Below are 18771 nucleotides of genomic sequence, written 5' to 3' on the forward strand. Positions count from 1 at the left end.
CTGCGCTTTCTCCACTCACTGGAACAACCCCCGCATTTTTGCTAGCTCGCTCTCCCCACACCGGCGGGCCCGCTCCTGAGCGCTATCGTCAGGCAATGCCAAAGGTTTAAACCGGTTGTGCGCCGCACTGCCTGGGGACGGCTGGCAAAGCCCAAGAAACTCCGCATAGTTCGGCGGCCAGCTAGACTCCCCTCGCCGCGCAGCCTCGATATTGCGGTGCTCGATGTTTTCCATCCCCCTCGCCCAATCCTTGTCAGACAAACCCTGTGTCTTTCGCGCCCACAGCATAAAATCCTCACCGTAAACCCCATTGCGCTCCCCCTGCTCCGAGTCATACAACGCGCGCTGGGAAGTCCACTTGTGGCCATACAGCTGCGCCATGCGTTTCCACAGCGCCAACAGCAGCCTCTCGTGCCGAGGCTCTAGCGAAGGCCGTGTTGATCTGCTGCTGTTGCTGCTGGAGCCGGTTGCCAGCGCCTGAATTACGGTTTTCATTGCCCACTCCCTGTTGGTGACTCACTGGAGGCCTGAATTCCTCCTGCCAATGTTTTCCACGGCCAAAGAACCGCTTGGCCTGCATAACGTATTCAGTCCCGATCTTTCCGGTTTGCTCGCAGAAGGAGCGATAGCGATCCAGCCCTGATTGAATTTCTTCAGGCTGGTGCTGTTTGCGTTGCTTGCGATACGCCTTCAGGGCCTCACCCCTTGGATTACCGCCAGCGCGTTTTGGGTAGGATTTCCACAGCTGGTCAAATTCAGATTCAATCGGATCAACTTCCGAAAAATCCGGATTTGTTCCAATAGTATTATTCTCTACTGTATTACTCAGTAATGTATTACTCCCCTTCGTGGATCCCGAATACCCCCCTTCGTGGATCCCGAATACCCCCTTCGTGGATCCCGAATACCCCCTTCGGGATTCCGAATACCCCTCCGATGGCCTCCCAAACACCCCCTCGCGAACAAAAATATTCCGCTCCACCACCCGATTCCCATCGCGCTTCTGACCAACAGTCACATACCCTTTGCGCTTCAACTCTGAAATAATTTCAGAGACTCGGGAAACAGATAACGAGAAGAAATTGGCAAAAGCCTTGTTAGATTTATAACAACCGCGAACGGGATCCGCAGAAAGGCTTTTAATCTCCACCAGCATGACCTTTTCATGCATCGTCAAATTCTCGTCCAACCAAAGGCTGGCCGGGATCCAAATCCCCTCAAAAGCACGTTCTTCAGACACAATGAACCCTCCAGCAGAAACACTAGAATCAGCAAATTAAATTACTAAATATTTTTAAATTAAGATAATTAAGGTGAACCTATTCCGATTCAGACCACCCTTACATGGATTAATAAACCGGACAGCCCCGGCCGCCTCACCACTACCCAGGTGACGGGTACTCACGGTATGCTGTAAGTGCCAACAAACAGCCATACAAGGAGTAGTTATGTCTTTGCTAAGTAACCAATCCATCCCAATTCCCTGCCCTGAGTGCGGCCGCAAACATTCGCAGCGCATCTCCCGGCTCAACAATCAGACAAAGATTAAATGTACTTGTGGAGCAAGCATCAAAGTGGATGCTTCGAACCTCAAAAAGGAGATCGCCGGAGTTGATAAGGCAATGAAGGATCTTCAGCGGAGTTTCAATAAAACTTTCAAATTCTAATAAAGCTGTTTTAATGCCTTGCAGGCAATCCAGAGCGGAACTTGGATCTACCTGCAAGGTTATAACTTGACTCCTCGCCATCTCTCCCTCCCCTGTATAAAACCCCATATATCGCAATGAATTAATCCCAACCCTCATTCCCCGCAAAATGGCAGAACAATAAAATGGGGATTTGACAATGGTCACTAGTCTAGTTTCACCGAGTAGCCCGCCGGGACTATCCAGGCACTTGCCCACTTTTTATTATCCGCGAACCAAAGCGACGCCGAGCTAAATGTATCCGACCGTAACTCATATCGAGTAACCGGCTCGTAGTTACCAACTAAATTGAAATATATTGTTCAGGTGATATCAGCCGGCGTCCGGTCACCTATTGAGTAACTTGCCGCTGAGACTTCAAACCCAAAGCACTTACAAGCTTCTTCTGAGTACCAACTAAATTGACTGCATAATGTATCCTTCCCATACGGAAAAATAGCATTGATGCTTAAATGAGGCAAGAAAAAGCAGCAAAGGTGCTGGAGCCAGGAGTAGCACTGCTAATAAAATTCAAAGAATGACAAAAAGACGCCAACTCACCCCGGAAGAGAAAGCCAGCACACAGCGGCTCCGAGACATCTGGGATAAGCGGAGAAAAGTACTGGGACTCACCCAGGAGAAGGCCGCTCACTTACTCGGCTGGAGCTCTCAAAGTGCTGTAGGCGCATATCTTCAGGGGCGAATCCCCCTAAACACTGATGCCACTATTAAGTTTGCGGAACTTTTAGAAGTAGAGCCCGCAGAGATCGATCCCAATTTGGGTATGAAATGGGCCATCTCCCACTCTTATAGTCCTGAGAAAACGAACTTTGCCACCGGACTCGCGGAGCAGCCCTGTGCCGAACAAGAAGGCAACGTGACGCCCGGTCCCGCAATACGAGGGCGTGTACCCTTAATATCGTCTGTAACCGCTGGCCAATGGAGGGAAGTCGTAGATAACTTCCAGCCAGGTGATGCTGAAGAGTGGCGTGAGACCACTGCCAATGTGGGCCCTCATGCCTTTGCTTTGCGCGTTGAGGGTGACTCAATGACAGCACCGACCGGGATTTCCATTCCTCATGGCTCCGTTGTCATCGTCGACCCTGATACTGAGGCTCGAAATGGCAGTATCGTGGTTGCCAAGCTCGTAGACATCCAAGAAGCGACTCTCAAGAAGCTAGTGATCGACGGACCTAACAGTTACTTGCGCCCCCTGAATCCGCTATACACCCCTATCCCAATCAATGGCAATTGCCGCATCATAGGTGTCGCAAGAAAAGTAGAGCTAGACCTTTGACTAGAAAGTCGCTCATAAAAAAAACAAGGAGACTGCTGCGATGGCTGTGCAGCTGATCGAGTATATGGGGCGGGCCTCCCAAGGAATTACTCAGCCCTATATATGCCGAGGCGACGACGACAAAGTCTACTTTGTTAAGGGGGACAATGCCGGTCGCAAAAGTTTGATGTCTGAATGGATTTGCGGACACTTAGCCCGTGAGCTCGGACTGCCAATTCCGGAATTTGGGGCATTAGAAATTCACTCTGGACTCGCAAGCGCTCTACCAGACCTCAATATCGGCCGAGTCTTTGGATCGCAGAAACAACCGGTTACCGAAATCACCATAGGTGATATTGTGCGAGTGCCAGAGGAAACTCAGCAGATTGTCCTTGCCTTTGACTGGTGGATCCGTAATGGCGACCGAAACTTGTCAGAATTGGGTGGTAATGCGAATCTATTCATAGATCAAGTTGATGGCGGCTTGGTCGTTATTGACCACAACCAAGCCTTTGAGGCAGACTTCTCACCGCAGCATTTTCGCGACTATCACGTATTTCGCAGCCAGATAGGTACAGTTTTTGACGACATGGTCACAAGGCATGATATGGAACAGCGCTTCCAGAATGCCTTACTGAAGTGGCCACAAATCTTGGCAGAGCTGCCCGAAGAATGGTTATATTTAGATAGAGAACTTACTGACGCTTGTGCACTCCAACCAGAAGCCGTACATAATATATTAGAAAATTACACCAACCCAGATTTTTGGTGCTTACAGTGAAACAGGTTGCCTGCCATTACGCGATCGTGCGCTTTATGCCGTTCGTTGAGACCGGAGAGTTTGCCAATGTCGGCATTCTCTTGTTGGCACCTGAGCGGCAGTTTTTCGGCTTCAAACTTCAACTTAAACGCCATAAACGTATTACTCAATTCTTCGATGACCCCAACGCTAAGCTTTATAAAGCTACAATGCGTACGATTAATGAGGAATTGACTCGAGTGCAAAAGCACTTGAAAAGTGCTCGATTCTCCATGGCCAAAGACCTCTTTAACGAAGTAGTGCGCCCCAAGGAAACTATTGCACGCTATAGCGAACCACGCCTTGTGGTGACCGAAGATCCGGAGAAGCAGCTGAACGACCTGTATAATCATTATGTCGAGCGTGCCTTTGTTACTCAGGAGTACCGAGAAAAAGCAATGGAACGCGCGGTACAGAAGATCCTGACCCAAGCACAAGTAGAAAAGTACTTCCACAGCCGCAAGTTGACCGCAGGCTATTACAGCACTCTCCTCCCGTTTGTAGAAGGTGCTGAAGGCCGGCCCCCTTTAAGAGCAATCAAGCCACTAAACCTGGCACAAGATCGACCTGGCCAAATTTTCGACCATGGGGCTGCTTGGGCAGCCAAATTGAAGATTCTGCACCAGCACAAGGTGGCTCCCAAGCGGATGCTATTTACCGTTGAAGGAAGCCACAGCACCCCTGCTCAAGAGGCCGCTTTCGTTGACGCAGTCAATGAACTGAAAAATGCTGGAGCCGAAGTACTTTCTATGACTGAAAGAGATAAGATCACAAACTTCGTAACTCACTGAGAAAGCCCTTAACTACGGGCTTTCATTTTTTTAACAATGCCCTTCCTGCTTTCAACTTCACTCATTAATCAGCTGCTAGCCATTACTTCTTAAAGCTGCCCCTCAGTCACACTCCTGTTCTCGAGCAGGGTCAGTCAACTAACGAAATTAATTCCATAAAAGCATAATCCATATACCCTCCAATCCCATTGGCGTGACTAGCTCTTGAGGTCGATCAAGAAATCTCGAAGCCGATCTACCAACTCTGAATAACACCACTGCAAATACCCCCCCCCAAAAAAAGCAGCAAAGCTATTGACAGCTAATTAGCACCACTGCTACTTTTTAGGTGTTAGGAGATGGCACGGAGAGCCTCAACCAGTGAGCAAAACCGCTAACCTCAGACCACTGGCCCCACGCCAGGCCGAAGCTCTGACGCACCGCGCCAGAGGGCTCTCCAATCGCGAGACCGCCCAGGCCATGCAGTGTTCAGTAACGAACGTCACCAACCTGCTAGCGGAGTGCTTTTACAAGCTACACGCCCGCAACAGCACAGACGCAGTGGCCAAGGCGGTAAAGCATGGATTAATTCAATTCGCCCTGCTCGCGTGCGTACTCAGCGGTATGGGTGCCGATGCTCAAGACCAATTACGCACCCGCTTCCAGCGCCGCCCCACAGTTCGAACCATTCGCATCCGCAACAACCGGGAGGGAATCGCATGACCGCCACCGTGTTTGTACATCCAACCGCTATGAGCAAAAACAATATCAATCAGCTTAAACGCCACATCAATATCGCCAACGCCGACCACAAAGCGCACATCCGGTTCGCACAGCCAAAACGCACTTTTGCACGGCCAACACAAAACAATAACTGGCCCCCATTTGGAGGTGATGCCGCATGAATACTTTCAGCCCAACCCAGAGCGTGGAAACCCTGCTCCGCATTGCCAACGGATACTCCGGCGCGAGCGAAATAGCCGCACAAGTTTTGCTTTCAGCCTGGAATAGCAGTGATTTCGCAGTCCCCGTTGCCAGCCTCTCCCTGCTGGACGGCGACAACTACGAACACGCAATCAACGTGATGAATCTGCGCTACCACGGCAGAGCACCGCAAAGCGTAATTGCAGACGGCGATAAAAAACTGAATGCCCTCTACCGGGAATGGAACCACCTCGAAATACAGAGGAAGGAAGCAGCGTGACCCAAACCCAGCCGCTCCCGCAAATGCCTTGCCGCCACTGTGGAAAATCCGCAGAACCAGTATTTAACGGGCAATTGCAATTACGCGGCTGGAGCTGCCAACCCTGTCGATACTGGGAGCCCGCCATCGGCAGAGAAAGGAAGTTCAAAAAAACAACGGGGTTTAGCCATGAGTGAATTTAGCCGGATTTTAGAACTTTACGAAGAGCTAGCACGCACAGTAAATCTGCAACAAATCCAAATAAATCAACTGCGCATACTCGCAGCTCAACAAGCTCAAACCTCACAAATAAAACCAAACAAACAGGAGGCAGCGTGAACCAGACAAAACCCTATACCGTCACCCAGGCCGCCCGAATGCTGGGAATGGGCAGGAATAACCTGCTGAAACTTCTGCGTGACAATGGCTTTTTGTATAGCCGTGAACCCATGCGCAATTCACCCACAAAGTGGGCCCTTGAGCAAAAACTCTTAAAGCAAAAAGAAGGCGAATATCTCGTAGGACCGGTAAAAGTGCAGCACATCACCGCACTAGTTACCACTAAAGGCATGGCTTGGATACGTGACATCGTTGAGAAAAAAGATACACCCAAAGCTAGCTAAATATTAATAACTAAAAGCAAAGGATTGAAAAATGGAACTACAGCAACTCGTCACTAAAAGCCTTGGCAATTACATTGATAGCGGAAAACTAGAGAAATCAATCGATTCGAAAGTTGAAGCAACCATTGTTGGAATTCTGGATTCAGTGCTTAGAGAGTACAGCGATTTTGGAAAGTCTTTAAAAAAGGCTATTGAAGATAAAATCTCTATCTGTACAAAACAAATAACCCTGCCCGAGTACAACAAATATATTACCGACATGATCGGTGAGCTGTACATCAAAGCTCTACATGATCAAGCAGACGCGCATTTAAAACCACTACTTGATGAAGCTCTAAACCCTGTTCCATCAGTAATGACATCTAAAGAGTTCTTAGAACTAATCAAAGAGGAATGGCAAGAACAGCACCTTCGGAATGAGCATGAAGAAATAATACTGGAGTGGAAGCGATCCGAACATTTTATAGATGTGAAAATCCTCCACGGTGAATATTCATTCAATAATGTCGAGATTACACTTTATAAGGACCGCGATGAAGAGCATCACTATATCTCGATTATCCGAGAGGATGGTAAAAACTTTAGAAGAGGAATACAGGCGCAAACAGCTAATTACGGGCTTCCCGGTGAACTATTCAAGCTGTATGCCCGACGAACGTTGATAACCGATATAGATGAAGTCTACGGCGATTCTATTTACCTGGATTACGATTAAAAACCTTTACCCGCGCCCAGGCGCATCAGTCAGCTGTAACCGTTAGGGCTGCCGGTACGGAGCCCATTCTAAAAATGGGAGAAACCAATGAAACGATTTGCAATTTTTTGCGGCAGCTACAACAGCCTCATGATGGGCGGAGCAAAAGATTTTAAAGAGTCCGTACACACTGAAGAACAAGCATTGGAACGAGTTAAAGAAATCGCCAAACCAGAAGCATTTCTTGACTGGATACAAATATTCGACAAGAAAACCGATAAGGCGAGAAATTTTAAATTCTACAGAGGCGAGCTAAAGGAACAAGAACCCGACGAGTGCGAACGCCCATCAAAAAAATTAATAGCCGAAGCCGAGCCTCAATACGCTAAACCCTTAAAAAATAGCTCACTCAGCCCGCCCAATGCGGGCTAAGTGGGTAGAGGATATTGAGGAATAGAGAATGGCCAAGCGTAAACCCCGCAAATCCATGAGCAAGCAGGCCCAACACGCCCGCCTGGTAAACCGCTGGCTGCCCGGCTTGGTCCTCACCGCTCGCAGCAGCACCGGCCTGGATACCGATGGCGACCCCATCCTAGCTATCAGCCATCGACGCCAAGGCGGCGCCGTTGGCGATATAGCCCGAGCCAAGCTGCAGCACGAAATCCTCAACTGGCAACACCACTGGCAGGTAACGGTATTTGTCGAGTGCAAAACCCCAGATGGAGAATTTTATACCGACTCCACCGAGTTCGAAGCCTACGGCGTTCGCCTGAATGACCTGGCCGAATTAGTGCGCCCGGAACTGGACACTATTAAAAACAAAGCCAACCCCAACCACTACAAAGACCACGGCTGGCAGGCGGAGATTCTGCCGAATCGTAAGCAGGAGAAAGGGAGAACAGCATGAAGCTCTGGCAATCCCTCACCGGCATCGCCGCTCTAATCTTTTGCGGCACCAGCTTGGCCTTTACCGTGCAACTGTGGGTATCCATGCCTGCAGACCTAGGCGGGCAGCTGGTGGCCGGTGCCACTGCGGTGGCCCTGGAGCTGTGCAAGTTCAGCTTCGCCCCGCTGGGCCTCTGGTTGTGCAGCCAAGGGCAAAAGAGCGGCTATGCCCTTCTCATCCTCTGGCCCCTGCTGGTAGTGAGCAGCATTGTCGCCACCGTTGGATTCCTCGCCACCCACAGCGAAGAGCAGCAACAACTCAGCGCCCGCAACAGCCAGGAATACCGAGCGTTGCAACAGCAGCTCAACAGCCTGCAACAGCAGATAAACACCCTGAACGGCCTGATCAACACCGACGCCAACAACGGCTACCGCCAGCGCGCCATTAATACCGCAGCGCAGTTATCCACATTGGAGACTGAGCGCACCCAGCTGATCGAGAAGTTATCCACCATCGGCCAAACCGCCAACACACACAGCGCCTTCAACAGTCTCGCCAACACCCTAAACGCAAACCCCGCACGGCTTCAGCATATCGGCTTTCTGGCCCTGGCGATCATCACCGACATAGTGGGACTGGTCGCATTACTCGCGTTTAACGCCGTTGCAACGGTTGGTAAACGCGTTTCACAACCGTTTCAACAGCCCGAAACAGCAGAGCAACAACCAGAACACACCAGCCACCTGAGCAAAGAACAGCAACAACTGGCCCAACGCATCTGCGCCGGTGAATTCGGCAACCGCCCAGTGTTACGCAACATCAGCAACAGCATCACCGGCGGATACAGAACCGTTAAACCCGTTTTCGACGCCCTGCAACAGACTGGCGCACTCACACGCAACGGCCAGGGGTTTGCCCTGGTGCAACGCTAAGTACCCGGATATTTGGAAACAACGAAAAAGGAAAATCTTATGATTAAAGGATATTGGTCAACCAAAGACTTAAGCGAACGCTATCGCTGCTCAAGCCGCACAATCTTTAGATGGGTAGAGCGTGAAACCAACCCATTCCCAAAACCACGCATCAAAGCCTCTGGCAGCCATAACCTTTGGGCGATTGATGATGTAGAGCAATGGGAGGATCAAGTTTCACATCAAGCAGCTGCCTAGATGTTCCTCACCTCATCCTTAGCGATGGTATTCACATCATCACCCTCGCTAAGGATTGACCCCTTGATTAAGCGTCGATATTGAATCTTATTTTGTATTCACCAGTGAATACATTTTGGACCAATACATCTGAACTGCACTTAGATGAGGGGGTTGCCCCTATTGAGAATTGATAATAGCCATTCATCTGGATTACTGACCAATTGAACCTACATGATTGATAGGTTAATACCCCAGCATCCGCCACACCATTAGTTATTGAGGTATGAAAAGTCGTACTGTTTGCTGCCGCTGGGCTTGGAAATAGTGGAGAAATAATGCCGGTTGAATTTGTTCCATTAATGAGCACATTATCAGAAGAAGTATTATTTTTTAGTTCTATGCTTGTTGATAATGTAGCTGCCAGTGTTGGTACAGAGAACGCTACAGATGCAAGTAATCCCGCTGTAAGAATAAATTTTCGTTTAACTTCCATTTCATTGCTCCTTGAAAATGACGTGTAAAGACTTTCAGCAAGTCCACAGCCATTTCAACTCACGGTGACGTCAAATGTCAACAATGTCATGTGAGTGCAAAACTTGGAGTACACAAACTAACCATTGGTGCAAAGCCTGGATTGTTGAACAGACTCAACTCCAACAACAACATATGTACGCGGCCAAGAGCTTATCCTGTACCTTATTCGCACCAATCAAACTGACCAAGTAGCGCCCACTAGTCAGCCCCCGAGAGCAAAACCAAAGGCCAATTTGTTATAATGCGGCCTTTCAGATTCGGCCTTGGGGTATATTTCAATATGTGTACACAGGGGCGTACACAGATAAGGTTAAATCTAAGTGAATCAAGATTTTTCTCAACAATTTCAAAGACGTAGAACTTTCGCTATCATTTCCCACCCGGACGCCGGTAAAACAACCGTGACCGAAAAGCTACTTTTATTCGGAAATGCCATTCAGCTGGCAGGTTCGGTTAAAGGGAAAAAAGGTCCCCACGCGCGCTCCGACTGGATGACCATGGAGCAGGAAAGGGGTATCTCCGTCACCTCCTCGGTGATGCAGTTCCCCTACAAGGAGCGCACGGTTAACCTGCTCGACACCCCCGGGCACGAAGACTTCTCCGAAGACACCTACCGAGTACTCACTGCGGTCGACTCTGCGCTGATGGTGATTGACGGCGCCAAGGGTGTCGAAGACCGCACCATCAAATTGATGAATGTGTGCCGACTGCGTACCACGCCGATTCTCTCCTTTATCAACAAACTGGATCGGGATATTCGCGACCCCATCGAAGTGATGGATGAAATTGAAGAAGTCTTGAATATCCAAGCCGCCCCCATCAATTGGCCACTGAGCTCCGGTAAAAATTTTAAAGGGGTATACAACCTCTACACCGATACAATTCACGTATTTACTCAAGGCCAGGGTCACACAATTCCCGACGATATCCAGATCAAAGGGCTCGACTCCGTTGAGGCCGATGAGCTACTCGGCGAATATGCCGAGGACATCCGCGAGGAAATCGAACTGGTACGCGGCGCTACCCACGAATTCAATCTGGAAGCTTATTTAGCTGGCGAACTGACTCCGGTATTTTTCGGCACAGCGCTTGGTAATTTTGGCGTACGTGAAATGCTCGATGGATTTGTCGAATGGGCCCCGGGCCCTCAGCCTCGCGCCACCCAGGAGCGCCAGGTAGAGCCAAACGAAGAAAAGTTCTCCGGTTTTGTGTTTAAGATTCAGGCCAATATGGACCCCAAACACCGCGACCGTATTGCCTTTATGCGCGTCTGTTCCGGTACTTATAGCCGTGGCATGAAAATGAAACATGTACGCATCGGCAAAGATATAAAAATTGCCGACGCCGTAACATTTATGGCTGGCGACCGAACCCACGTGGAAGAGGCTATTGCCGGCGATATTATCGGCCTGCACAACCATGGCACTATCCAGATCGGAGATGCCTTTACTGAAGGTGAGTCTCTAAAGTTTACCGGCATTCCCAATTTCGCCCCGGAGTTATTCCGTCGTATTCGCCTGAAAGATCCTTTAAAACTAAAGCAACTGCAAAAGGGCTTGCAGCAGCTCTCCGAAGAGGGCTCTACCCAGGTATTTTTCCCACTGGATAACAACGACATTATTGTCGGCGCCGTCGGTGTCCTGCAGTTTGAAGTGGTCGCCTATCGCCTCAAGGACGAATATAAGGTGGAAGCCATTTATGAAAATGTAAATGTAAATACTGCTCGCTGGGTGGAAAGCGAGAGCGTGAAAGAGTTGGAAAACTTTAAACGCAAAGCAAGTACCAACCTTGCCATAGATGGCAGTGGACACCTGACCTACCTAGCGCCTACCCGTGTGAATTTGCAGTTGGCGGAGGAGCGTTATCCAGATATTCGCTTCTACGCCACCCGCGAGCATTAACTTGGGTGGACGTTTCCTGAAATCGCTTGTCAGTTCCAGGATGTTTGAGCAGTAGACAGAGAGATCAATAATGAGTCAGCAGAAAGAATTACCGGAAGAAATGCCCCGCCTAGGCAACGGCCTGACCGCTGCTATTGGTAGGCTGCTGATCCGGCTGATGGGATGGCGCCTGGAAGGTACCTTCCCTCCGGAAAAAAAAGTGATGGTGGCCCTGGCCCCGCACACCTCCAACTGGGACTTTGTCGTGGCCATGCCTTTTATCATGGCTTATAGGGTGAAAATTTCCTGGCTCATGAAGAAGGAAGCTTTTTTCTTCCCCTTTAAAAATCTCTTTATGTGGCTCGGTGGTGTGCCCACCAATCGTGGTTCTGCAGGGGGCATCGCCAAACAGGTAGCTAGGCAATACCGCAATAACGAAAAAATGTGGGTCGGTATAACTCCCGAGGGAACTCGCAAGAAAGTCACTAAGTGGAAAAGTGGCTTCCTGCGAATTGCTTATGCTGCCGAGGTACCAATTTTACTGGTTGCCTGGGACTTTTCTCGCAAGCGTTTCTGCCTGGACTCCCTCTACCATCCCACTGGAAACCTGGAAGAGGATATGACGGAAATCCAACGTCGCTTCAGTAAATACCAAGGGTTCCACCACAATATGCAAACCGATCTCTTGGAGGGCAGTGATTCCTCCCGTGATAGAATTCAGTAGCGATTTAACCCTTAGCACATATTTGATACTCGCCGCGGTGGCTTTCACCGCTGGCTTTATCAACGCCATCTCCGGCGGCGGAGGCCTGCTAACCCTGCCCGCACTCTTATGGGCTGGCCTCCCCCCCCTAGATGCCCTCGGCACTAATAAATTCCAGGCCGTTTTCGGTACTCTCTCATCCAGCTTCAACTATTTTCGAAAAGGGCACTTACAACTGAAACCCCAGTGGCCGGGCTTGATAGCGGCCGTTTTTGGCTCCGCTCTGGGTACCTGGGCAGTCACCAAAGTCGGGGGAGACATACTCGATACACTACTGCCGATATTAATTATCGTCATCGCCCTCTACTTCGCATTTTCGCCGCGAATTTCTGATATTGACTCTAAATCCAGAATAAGTCCTGGGCTATTTAACATTCTGATTGGTGGTGGGATTGGTTTTTATGGAGGTTTTTTTGGTCCTGGAATAGGGGCCTTCTATGCCCTGGCATTCGCCGCTCTACTGGGTTACAACATGCGTAAAGCCACGGCATCAAGCAAACCGTTGGTATTGGCCACCAATATCACCTCACTGGTTATATTTATACTGGGCGGATACTTTTCACTGATAGTCGGTATCACTATGGCGGGCACCCAGATTATCGGTGCAAGATTAGGATCTAACCTGGTTATTTCCCATGGAGCCAAACTGATTAAGCCTGTAGTTATTCTCGTTACTATGTCCATCGCGATAAAATTACTGCTGGAGCCCTAGAAAGTGACCCTGTTCCTCACTCTGCTGCTGTCCTTCTGTGCTTTTGTCATTGTGATCTGGACATTAATGCATCTGCGCACTCCGCGATTTCGTATGGACAGAGCCAGCTTTATTAAAGGCCTGGAGGATGCCATCACCGGCCAAGCTAGCGAGAGTGAATGGCGTGCCCTAGTGGCGATACCAATGCGCCATGATCCTGAGTTGGAAGCAATGCGACTCAAGTGTCTCGAAATAGAAGAGCACGAGTCCAGTGATCACTCGCCCTATTTATTTACCGAGAAGGGGCTGGAACAACTGCGGCATATTCGCAGTAGGCTACTTATCAACACACCTAACAAACAACCTAGATCTTGAGTCAACGAGCTTTAATCAAGGATAAACATATGTTTAAACCACTACTGACCCTCACTGGGGCCTTTATTGCAACTACAGCGATCAGCATCGCCCAGGCGAAGCCACTACCCCAGGAAGATCTGTCCGTGGCAGAAGTATTGCGTGATCGCGCCCTGGCTTCTTCCGATGCCTATAGCATCGTTGAATCCTTGACGGTAGAAGTAGGCCCCCGTCGCGCAGGTACGGAAGGTGATCGGCGTGCAGTGGCTTGGGCCCAGGAAAAAATGAAATCCCTGGGGTTCGATCGGGTTTATACAGAGCAAATTGAAGTACCCCGCTGGACACGTGGACATGCCCACGCCCAGGTGGTTTCGCCCTACCCCCAACCACTGGTGGTGTCTTCCCTGGGCTATAGCGTAGCAACCCCCAAAGGTGGCCTTACTGCGGAAATCGTCGAGTTTCCCGATGTTGAAGCCCTACTGCAAGCCTCCCCTAAACAGGTAAAAGGGAAAATAGCCTTCATCAACAAGCGTATGGAAAAAGCTCGTACGGGTGAAGGCTACGGCCCTGCAGTGCAAGGGCGCAGTAAAGGTATGCGTGCAGCCGCTGAGAAAGGTGCTGCCGCACTGCTCCTAAGGTCCGTGGGCACAGACTCTGACCGCTTTGCCCATACCGGCATGATGTCTATTAATGATGTCGAAAACCCAGTTCCCGCACTGGCACTGTCAGCCCCGGATGCCAACCTTTTAGAAGCCATGTTGAAACGTGGCAAGCCGGTAGAAGTTAAGCTCGATATAGATAATCAGCGTCACAGTGATGGCCCGTCATTTAACGTTATTGGAGAAATTACTGGCCGCGAGAAACCCGAAGAAGTCATGATTATTGGCGCCCATCTGGATTCTTGGGATGAAGGTACCGGAGCGCTGGATGATGGCGCCGGAGTCGCCATAGTAATGGAGACCGCTCGCCTGATTGCCGAGCTCCCCAAGCGTCCTCGCCGTACCCTGCGCGTAGTTCTCTTCGGCGCCGAAGAAATTGGCCTGGTCGGTGCCAAGCAGTATTTAGATGCACATCGTCACGAGCTGGATAATATTATTGCCATCTCTGAGTCTGACTTTGGCGCAGGTAAGATCTGGAGATTTGATACTCGTTTGCCTGAGAGTAAATTCGATATTGCCGACCAAATGATGCAATTACTAGCACCTCTCGGCATCGAGCGCGGACATAACAAATCCTATGGCGGACCAGACAGTAGTGTGTTTGTCGCCGCAGGAGTCCCTGCCTTCGGTCTCTACCAGGATGGTACCGACTACTTCGACTACCACCATACCCCTAACGATACCCTCGATAAGGTGAAGCCAGAGAACCTGCGCCAGAACGTCGCAGCCTGGGTAGTGATGTCCTTCCTTGCCACCGAGATGGAAGATAACCTCGGCCGAATTCCCTCAAAAATAAAAGAGTAAACTAAGCACCTCACAACCACGACAAGAGCCTCCTCAGTGGAGGCTCTTTATACCTCACCTACCCTATTCGTACCATTCCCCAAGTTACCCACAGCACCAAGGCATATTTCTGTTTCCTGCTGATGAGCATTCCATTAACAGGCTGTTACTAACAGAATCCATGGATAGAGCTGTGTATAACTCAGGGATATCCACGCTCAGGCCCCTGTTTCCGCGGGGCCCTTTTCAACGGGTAAAAAAACACCAGCCATTTATCCACTTTCCAGCGCTTGGCGTTATTAACAGAAAGTCTGGATAGACTTGTGCATAACTGCGGTATATCCGCGCCAGGCCCCGTGGTTGCACAGGTTCATTAAAACGTGCAAAAAATCACCGGTATTTTTATTAGTATTTCTGCGCCGTTTTTTTCAACGCAATGATTGTTCTAGGTTAAAGAGCACTTTTTAATTTCAGGTGTTTTTTTGGTGGTGCTTGAGGTGCAGATTAACTAAAGCGCGTTATTTTTTTGTATTTCCATTTTTTCCTTACAGAAAAAATTTAAGAAAGTGCTTTATTTATAGGAGGGAAGGCTCTTCGGAGCTTTTTAGAGCCTGCGCTTTTTTTAATTGGATTTCTCCGAGTTGGATTTTTCGGCGGGAGTGTTGCGAGTAAAAATTCGATTGGGCTTTTTATTTTTTCTGTATTTTGAATTTGATTTTTTATTCTCTGTTTTTATTTTTTTATGCATTCAATTTTTTTGTACATAAAAAAAGGGCCACCCTATTGGGTGGCCCTTTTCGGATTAGAAGCCTGACGATGACCTACTCTCACATGGGGAAGCCCCACACTACCATCGGCGATGTTGCGTTTCACTTCTGAGTTCGGCAAGGGATCAGGTGGTTCCACAACTCTATTGTCGTCAGGCAAACTGGCTTGGGTTGGCGTTGGTCTTATAAGCAATTTTGCTTAGCCTGCCGCGTTATCGCTGTTTGCCTCGGTCTGTTGACCGGCGATAACCCCAAATAAGTCGGTAAAACAATCTGTAGTAATACACCGCAAGCGATCATTGTGTGTCTTTCATTCCACAATCCGCTAGCTTAGCTAGTCGTTAGTAACCATCTCTGTTGTATGGTCAAGCCGCACGGGCAATTAGTACTGGTTAGCTCAACGCCTCACAACGCTTCCACACCCAGCCTATCAACGTGGTAGTCTTCCACGGCCCTTTAGGACTCTCAAGGAGTCAGGGAAATCTAATCTTGAAGGAGGCTTCCCGCTTAGATGCTTTCAGCGGTTATCCCGTCCGAACATAGCTACCGGGCAATGCCACTGGCGTGACAACCCGAACACCAGAGGTTCGTTCACTCCGGTCCTCTCGTACTAGGAGCAACTCTTCTCAAATTTCCAACGCCCACGGCAGATAGGGACCGAACTGTCTCACGACGTTCTAAACCCAGCTCGCGTACCACTTTAAATGGCGAACAGCCATACCCTTGGGACCGGCTTCAGCCCCAGGATGTGATGAGCCGACATCGAGGTGCCAAACACCGCCGTCGATGTGAACTCTTGGGCGGTATCAGCCTGTTATCCCCGGAGTACCTTTTATCCGTTGAGCGATGGCCCTTCCATACAGAACCACCGGATCACTATGACCTACTTTCGTACCTGCTCGACATGTCTGTCTCGCAGTCAAGCGCACTTATACCATTATGCTCATTGCATGATTTCCGACCATGCTGAGTGCACCTTCGTACTCCTCCGTTACTCTTTGGGAGGAGACCGCCCCAGTCAAACTACCCACCATACACTGTCCTCGATCCGGATAACGGACCAGAGTTAGAACCTCAAACATACCAGGGTGGTATTTCAAGGACGGCTCCACAATAACTAGCGTTACTGCTTCAAAGCCTCCCACCTATCCTACACAAGTAGGCTCAAAGTTCAGTGCAAAGCTGTAGTAAAGGTTCACGGGGTCTTTCCGTCTAGCCGCGGGTACACTGCATCTTAACAGCGATTTCAATTTCACTGAGTCTCTGGTGGAGACAGCGTGGCCATCGTTACGCCATTCGTGCAGGTCGGAACTTACCCGACAAGGAATTTCGCTACCTTAGGACCGTTATAGTTACGGCCGCCGTTTACCGGGGCTTCGATCAAGAGCTTCGCCGAAGCTAACCCCATCAATTAACCTTCCGGCACCGGGCAGGCGTCACACCCTATACGTCCTCTTACGAGTTTGCAGAGTGCTATGTTTTTAATAAACAGTCGCAGCCACCTGGTCACTTCGACCGGCCTCAGCTTAGGGAGCAAGTCCCATCACCAAAACCGGCGTACCTTCTCCCGAAGTTACGGTACCATTTTGCCTAGTTCCTTCACCAGAGTTCTCTCAAGCGCCTTGGTATTCTCTACCTGACCACCTGTGTCGGTTTAGAGTACGATTCACTATTGCCTGAAGCTTAGAAGTTTTTCCTGGAAGCAGGGCATCAACCACTTCACCCACTAAGTGGGCTTCGTCATCAGTTCTCAGCCTTAGGGACCCGGATTTGCCTAAGTCCCCAGCCTACAACCTTAAACATGGACAACCAATCGCCATGCTGGCCTAGCCTTCTCCGTCACTCCGTCGCAGCAATAGCGAGTACAGGAATATTAACCTGTTTCCCATCGACTACGGCTTTCGCCCTCGCCTTAGGGGTCGACTAACCCTGTCCCGATTAGCGTTGGACAGGAACCCTTGGTCTTCCGGCGGGGAGGTTTTTCACCTCCCTTGTCGTTACTCATGTCAGCATTCGCACTTGTGATACCTCCAGCAGACCTCCCGATCCACCTTCGACGGCTTACACAACGCTCCTCTACCATGCTCCTAAGAGCATCCGCAGCTTCGGTTACCAGTTTTAGCCCCGGTATATCTTCCGCGCAGGCCGACTCGACTAGTGAGCTATTACGCTTTCTTTAAAGGATGGCTGCTTCTAAGCCAACCTCCTAGCTGTCTGGGCCTTCCCACATCGTTTCCCACTTAACTGGTATTTGGGACCTTAGCTGGCGGTCTGGGTTGTTTCCCTTTCCACGACGGACGTTAGCACCCGCCGTGTGTCTCCCGCGATTGCACTCCTCGGTATTCGGAGTTTGCATGGGGTTGGTAAGTCGGGATGACCCCCTAGCCCAAACAGTGCTCTACCCCCGAGGGTGAGACGCGAGGCGCTACCTAAATAGCTTTCGAGGAGAACCAGCTATCTCCCGGCTTGATTAGCCTTTCACTCCGATCCACAGGTCATCCCCTAATTTTTCAACATTAGTGGGTTCGGTCCTCCAGTTGATGTTACTCAACCTTCAACCTGCCCATGGATAGATCGCCGGGTTTCGGGTCTATTGCCTGCAACTAAACGCCCTATTAAGACTCGATTTCTCTACGGCTCCCCTAAGCGGTTAACCTTGCTACAGACAATAAGTCGCTGACCCATTATACAAAAGGTACGCAGTCACCCCGAAGGGCTCCTACTGCTTGTACGTATACGGTTTCAGGTTCTATTTCACTCCCCTCTCCGGGGTTCTTTTCGCCTTTCCCTCACGGTACTGGTTCACTATCGGTCAGCTGGGAGTATTTAGCCTTGGAGGATGGTCCCCCCATATTCAGTCAAGATAACACGTGTCCCGACCTACTCGATTTCACTCTAAATGCCTTTTCGTGTACGGGGCTATCACCCTGTATCGCGGTACTTTCCAGAACCTTCCACTAAAACATAAAGAGCTTAAGGGCTAATCCCCTTTCGCTCGCCGCTACTCAGGGAATCTCGGTTGATTTCTTTTCCTCCGGGTACTTAGATGTTTCAGTTCCCCGGGTTCGCCTCCATAACCTATGTATTCAGTTATGGATACCTGTAAAACAGGTGGGTTTCCCCATTCGGATATTCTAGGATCAAAGCTTGTGTGCCAGCTCCCCTAGACTTTTCGCAGGCTCCTACGTCCTTCATCGCCTCCAGCTGCCAAGGCATCCACCGTATACGCTTAGTCGCTTGACCATACAACACAAACGACTACTAACGACTTTA

General features: G+C 49.8%; 22 protein-coding genes and 2 rRNA genes. 18 read left to right on the forward strand and 6 right to left on the reverse strand.

The features are described 5' to 3' along the window. Positions 1 to 15: 15 nt before the first annotated feature. From ACJJH9_RS16985 to ACJJH9_RS16995, 3 genes are all read right to left on the reverse strand, one after another. Positions 16 to 381, reverse strand: a complete 366-nt coding sequence (locus ACJJH9_RS16985) for a hypothetical protein (protein ID WP_444923469.1) — start codon at positions 379 to 381, stop codon at positions 16 to 18. Next, positions 332 to 1240 (reverse strand): LvrA C-terminal domain-related protein, encoded by a 909-nt coding sequence (locus tag ACJJH9_RS16990; RefSeq protein WP_444923470.1) that lies wholly within the window; start codon positions 1238 to 1240, stop codon positions 332 to 334. The genes ACJJH9_RS16985 and ACJJH9_RS16990 overlap by 50 nt, the downstream gene beginning before the upstream one ends. A 217-nt stretch (positions 1241 to 1457) precedes the next feature. Next, entirely contained in the window at positions 1458 to 1748 is a 291-nt protein-coding gene (locus ACJJH9_RS16995) for a hypothetical protein (RefSeq protein ID WP_444923471.1), read from the reverse strand. 475 nt (positions 1749 to 2223) lie between these two features. Between ACJJH9_RS16995 and ACJJH9_RS17000 the strand changes: the two genes are divergently transcribed. The 13 genes from ACJJH9_RS17000 (at position 2224) to ACJJH9_RS17060 (ending at position 9085) form a co-directional block, all read left to right on the forward strand. After that, complete coding sequence (locus ACJJH9_RS17000; RefSeq protein ID WP_444923472.1) at positions 2224 to 2982, forward strand: S24 family peptidase; 759 nt, start codon at positions 2224 to 2226, stop codon at positions 2980 to 2982. A gap of 40 nt (positions 2983 to 3022) precedes the next feature. Next, entirely contained in the window at positions 3023 to 3742 is a 720-nt protein-coding gene (locus ACJJH9_RS17005) for a HipA family kinase (protein ID WP_444923473.1), read from the forward strand. Then, the gene (locus tag ACJJH9_RS17010) at positions 3739 to 4551 is read left to right on the forward strand and encodes a DUF3037 domain-containing protein (RefSeq protein WP_444923474.1); all 813 of its coding nucleotides are present in this window, start codon (positions 3739 to 3741) and stop codon (positions 4549 to 4551) included. Before ACJJH9_RS17005 ends, ACJJH9_RS17010 begins: the two co-directional genes overlap by 4 nt. Positions 4552 to 4911: 360 nt before the next feature. Continuing rightward, positions 4912 to 5253, forward strand: coding sequence for a response regulator transcription factor (locus ACJJH9_RS17015; RefSeq protein WP_444923475.1), 342 nt, complete (start codon positions 4912 to 4914; stop codon positions 5251 to 5253). Further along, the gene (locus ACJJH9_RS17020) at positions 5250 to 5435 is read left to right on the forward strand and encodes a hypothetical protein (RefSeq protein WP_444923476.1); all 186 of its coding nucleotides are present in this window, start codon (positions 5250 to 5252) and stop codon (positions 5433 to 5435) included. Before ACJJH9_RS17015 ends, ACJJH9_RS17020 begins: the two co-directional genes overlap by 4 nt. Then, on the forward strand, positions 5432 to 5734 hold the full coding sequence (locus ACJJH9_RS17025; RefSeq protein ID WP_444923477.1) for a DUF7673 family protein: 303 nt from the start codon (positions 5432 to 5434) through the stop codon (positions 5732 to 5734). Before ACJJH9_RS17020 ends, ACJJH9_RS17025 begins: the two co-directional genes overlap by 4 nt. Before the next feature lie 168 nt (positions 5735 to 5902). Continuing rightward, positions 5903 to 6052, forward strand: a complete 150-nt coding sequence (locus tag ACJJH9_RS17030) for a hypothetical protein (RefSeq protein ID WP_444923478.1) — start codon at positions 5903 to 5905, stop codon at positions 6050 to 6052. Beyond that, positions 6049 to 6336 carry a phage antirepressor KilAC domain-containing protein gene (locus tag ACJJH9_RS17035; RefSeq protein WP_444923479.1) on the forward strand — a complete coding sequence of 96 codons (288 nt, stop codon included), beginning with the start codon at positions 6049 to 6051 and terminating at the stop codon, positions 6334 to 6336. The genes ACJJH9_RS17030 and ACJJH9_RS17035 overlap by 4 nt, the downstream gene beginning before the upstream one ends. A gap of 31 nt (positions 6337 to 6367) precedes the next feature. After that, the gene (locus ACJJH9_RS17040; RefSeq protein ID WP_444923480.1) at positions 6368 to 7051 is read left to right on the forward strand and encodes a hypothetical protein; all 684 of its coding nucleotides are present in this window, start codon (positions 6368 to 6370) and stop codon (positions 7049 to 7051) included. An 87-nt stretch (positions 7052 to 7138) separates the two neighbouring features. Then, positions 7139 to 7462 carry a hypothetical protein gene (locus tag ACJJH9_RS17045; protein WP_444923481.1) on the forward strand — a complete coding sequence of 108 codons (324 nt, stop codon included), beginning with the start codon at positions 7139 to 7141 and terminating at the stop codon, positions 7460 to 7462. Positions 7463 to 7490: 28 nt separating this feature from the next. Beyond that, the gene (locus ACJJH9_RS17050; protein WP_444923482.1) at positions 7491 to 7937 is read left to right on the forward strand and encodes a hypothetical protein; all 447 of its coding nucleotides are present in this window, start codon (positions 7491 to 7493) and stop codon (positions 7935 to 7937) included. Next, complete coding sequence (locus tag ACJJH9_RS17055) at positions 7934 to 8848, forward strand: hypothetical protein (RefSeq protein ID WP_444923483.1); 915 nt, start codon at positions 7934 to 7936, stop codon at positions 8846 to 8848. The genes ACJJH9_RS17050 and ACJJH9_RS17055 overlap by 4 nt, the downstream gene beginning before the upstream one ends. A gap of 39 nt (positions 8849 to 8887) precedes the next feature. Then, on the forward strand, positions 8888 to 9085 hold the full coding sequence (locus tag ACJJH9_RS17060; protein ID WP_444903792.1) for a helix-turn-helix transcriptional regulator: 198 nt from the start codon (positions 8888 to 8890) through the stop codon (positions 9083 to 9085). A 67-nt stretch (positions 9086 to 9152) separates the two neighbouring features. Here ACJJH9_RS17060 and ACJJH9_RS17065 read toward each other — a convergent pair whose 3' ends face one another. Then, the gene (locus ACJJH9_RS17065) at positions 9153 to 9560 is read right to left on the reverse strand and encodes a hypothetical protein (RefSeq protein WP_252084479.1); all 408 of its coding nucleotides are present in this window, start codon (positions 9558 to 9560) and stop codon (positions 9153 to 9155) included. 361 nt (positions 9561 to 9921) lie between these two features. On the opposite strand from ACJJH9_RS17065, the gene ACJJH9_RS17070 reads away from it, so the two are divergent. From ACJJH9_RS17070 to ACJJH9_RS17090, 5 genes are all read left to right on the forward strand, one after another. Continuing rightward, entirely contained in the window at positions 9922 to 11502 is a 1581-nt protein-coding gene (locus ACJJH9_RS17070; RefSeq protein ID WP_444923484.1) for a peptide chain release factor 3, read from the forward strand. A gap of 70 nt (positions 11503 to 11572) precedes the next feature. Further along, positions 11573 to 12205 carry a lysophospholipid acyltransferase family protein gene (locus tag ACJJH9_RS17075; RefSeq protein ID WP_252084477.1) on the forward strand — a complete coding sequence of 211 codons (633 nt, stop codon included), beginning with the start codon at positions 11573 to 11575 and terminating at the stop codon, positions 12203 to 12205. Then, positions 12189 to 12956, forward strand: coding sequence for a TSUP family transporter (locus ACJJH9_RS17080; protein ID WP_444923485.1), 768 nt, complete (start codon positions 12189 to 12191; stop codon positions 12954 to 12956). Before ACJJH9_RS17075 ends, ACJJH9_RS17080 begins: the two co-directional genes overlap by 17 nt. A 3-nt stretch (positions 12957 to 12959) precedes the next feature. Continuing rightward, the gene (locus ACJJH9_RS17085; protein ID WP_444887994.1) at positions 12960 to 13310 is read left to right on the forward strand and encodes a hypothetical protein; all 351 of its coding nucleotides are present in this window, start codon (positions 12960 to 12962) and stop codon (positions 13308 to 13310) included. Positions 13311 to 13339: 29 nt separating this feature from the next. Then, on the forward strand, positions 13340 to 14752 hold the full coding sequence (locus ACJJH9_RS17090; protein WP_444923486.1) for a M20/M25/M40 family metallo-hydrolase: 1413 nt from the start codon (positions 13340 to 13342) through the stop codon (positions 14750 to 14752). A gap of 787 nt (positions 14753 to 15539) precedes the next feature. On the opposite strand, the gene rrf is transcribed toward ACJJH9_RS17090, so the two are convergent. Together rrf and ACJJH9_RS17100 are read right to left on the reverse strand one after the other, a co-directional pair. Further along, positions 15540 to 15655, reverse strand: a 5S ribosomal RNA gene (gene rrf, locus ACJJH9_RS17095). Between the two features lie 204 nt (positions 15656 to 15859). Continuing rightward, positions 15860 to 18741 (reverse strand): 23S ribosomal RNA (locus tag ACJJH9_RS17100). Positions 18742 to 18771: the final 30 nt, after the last annotated feature.

It is taken from the genome of Microbulbifer mixtoriginis (SeqCode) (assembly GCF_052466715.1).

Bases quoted from the DNA above. Each gene is read 5' to 3' on its own strand.
- ACJJH9_RS16985 (WP_444923469.1), bottom strand. From the start codon at position 381: ATGGCGCAGCTGTATGGCCACAAGTGGACTTCCCAGCGCGCGTTGTAT.
- ACJJH9_RS16995 (WP_444923471.1), bottom strand. From the start codon at position 1,748: ATGGCGAGGAGTCAAGTTATAACCTTGCAGGTAGATCCAAGTTCCGCT.
- ACJJH9_RS17000 (WP_444923472.1), top strand. From the start codon at position 2,224: ATGACAAAAAGACGCCAACTCACCCCGGAAGAGAAAGCCAGCACACAG.
- ACJJH9_RS17005 (WP_444923473.1), top strand. From the start codon at position 3,023: ATGGCTGTGCAGCTGATCGAGTATATGGGGCGGGCCTCCCAAGGAATT.
- ACJJH9_RS17020 (WP_444923476.1), top strand. From the start codon at position 5,250: ATGACCGCCACCGTGTTTGTACATCCAACCGCTATGAGCAAAAACAAT.
- ACJJH9_RS17025 (WP_444923477.1), top strand. From the start codon at position 5,432: ATGAATACTTTCAGCCCAACCCAGAGCGTGGAAACCCTGCTCCGCATT.
- ACJJH9_RS17030 (WP_444923478.1), top strand. From the start codon at position 5,903: ATGAGTGAATTTAGCCGGATTTTAGAACTTTACGAAGAGCTAGCACGC.
- ACJJH9_RS17040 (WP_444923480.1), top strand. From the start codon at position 6,368: ATGGAACTACAGCAACTCGTCACTAAAAGCCTTGGCAATTACATTGAT.
- ACJJH9_RS17045 (WP_444923481.1), top strand. From the start codon at position 7,139: ATGAAACGATTTGCAATTTTTTGCGGCAGCTACAACAGCCTCATGATG.
- ACJJH9_RS17050 (WP_444923482.1), top strand. From the start codon at position 7,491: ATGGCCAAGCGTAAACCCCGCAAATCCATGAGCAAGCAGGCCCAACAC.
- ACJJH9_RS17055 (WP_444923483.1), top strand. From the start codon at position 7,934: ATGAAGCTCTGGCAATCCCTCACCGGCATCGCCGCTCTAATCTTTTGC.
- ACJJH9_RS17060 (WP_444903792.1), top strand. From the start codon at position 8,888: ATGATTAAAGGATATTGGTCAACCAAAGACTTAAGCGAACGCTATCGC.
- ACJJH9_RS17065 (WP_252084479.1), bottom strand. From the start codon at position 9,560: ATGGAAGTTAAACGAAAATTTATTCTTACAGCGGGATTACTTGCATCT.
- ACJJH9_RS17075 (WP_252084477.1), top strand. From the start codon at position 11,573: ATGAGTCAGCAGAAAGAATTACCGGAAGAAATGCCCCGCCTAGGCAAC.
- ACJJH9_RS17090 (WP_444923486.1), top strand. From the start codon at position 13,340: ATGTTTAAACCACTACTGACCCTCACTGGGGCCTTTATTGCAACTACA.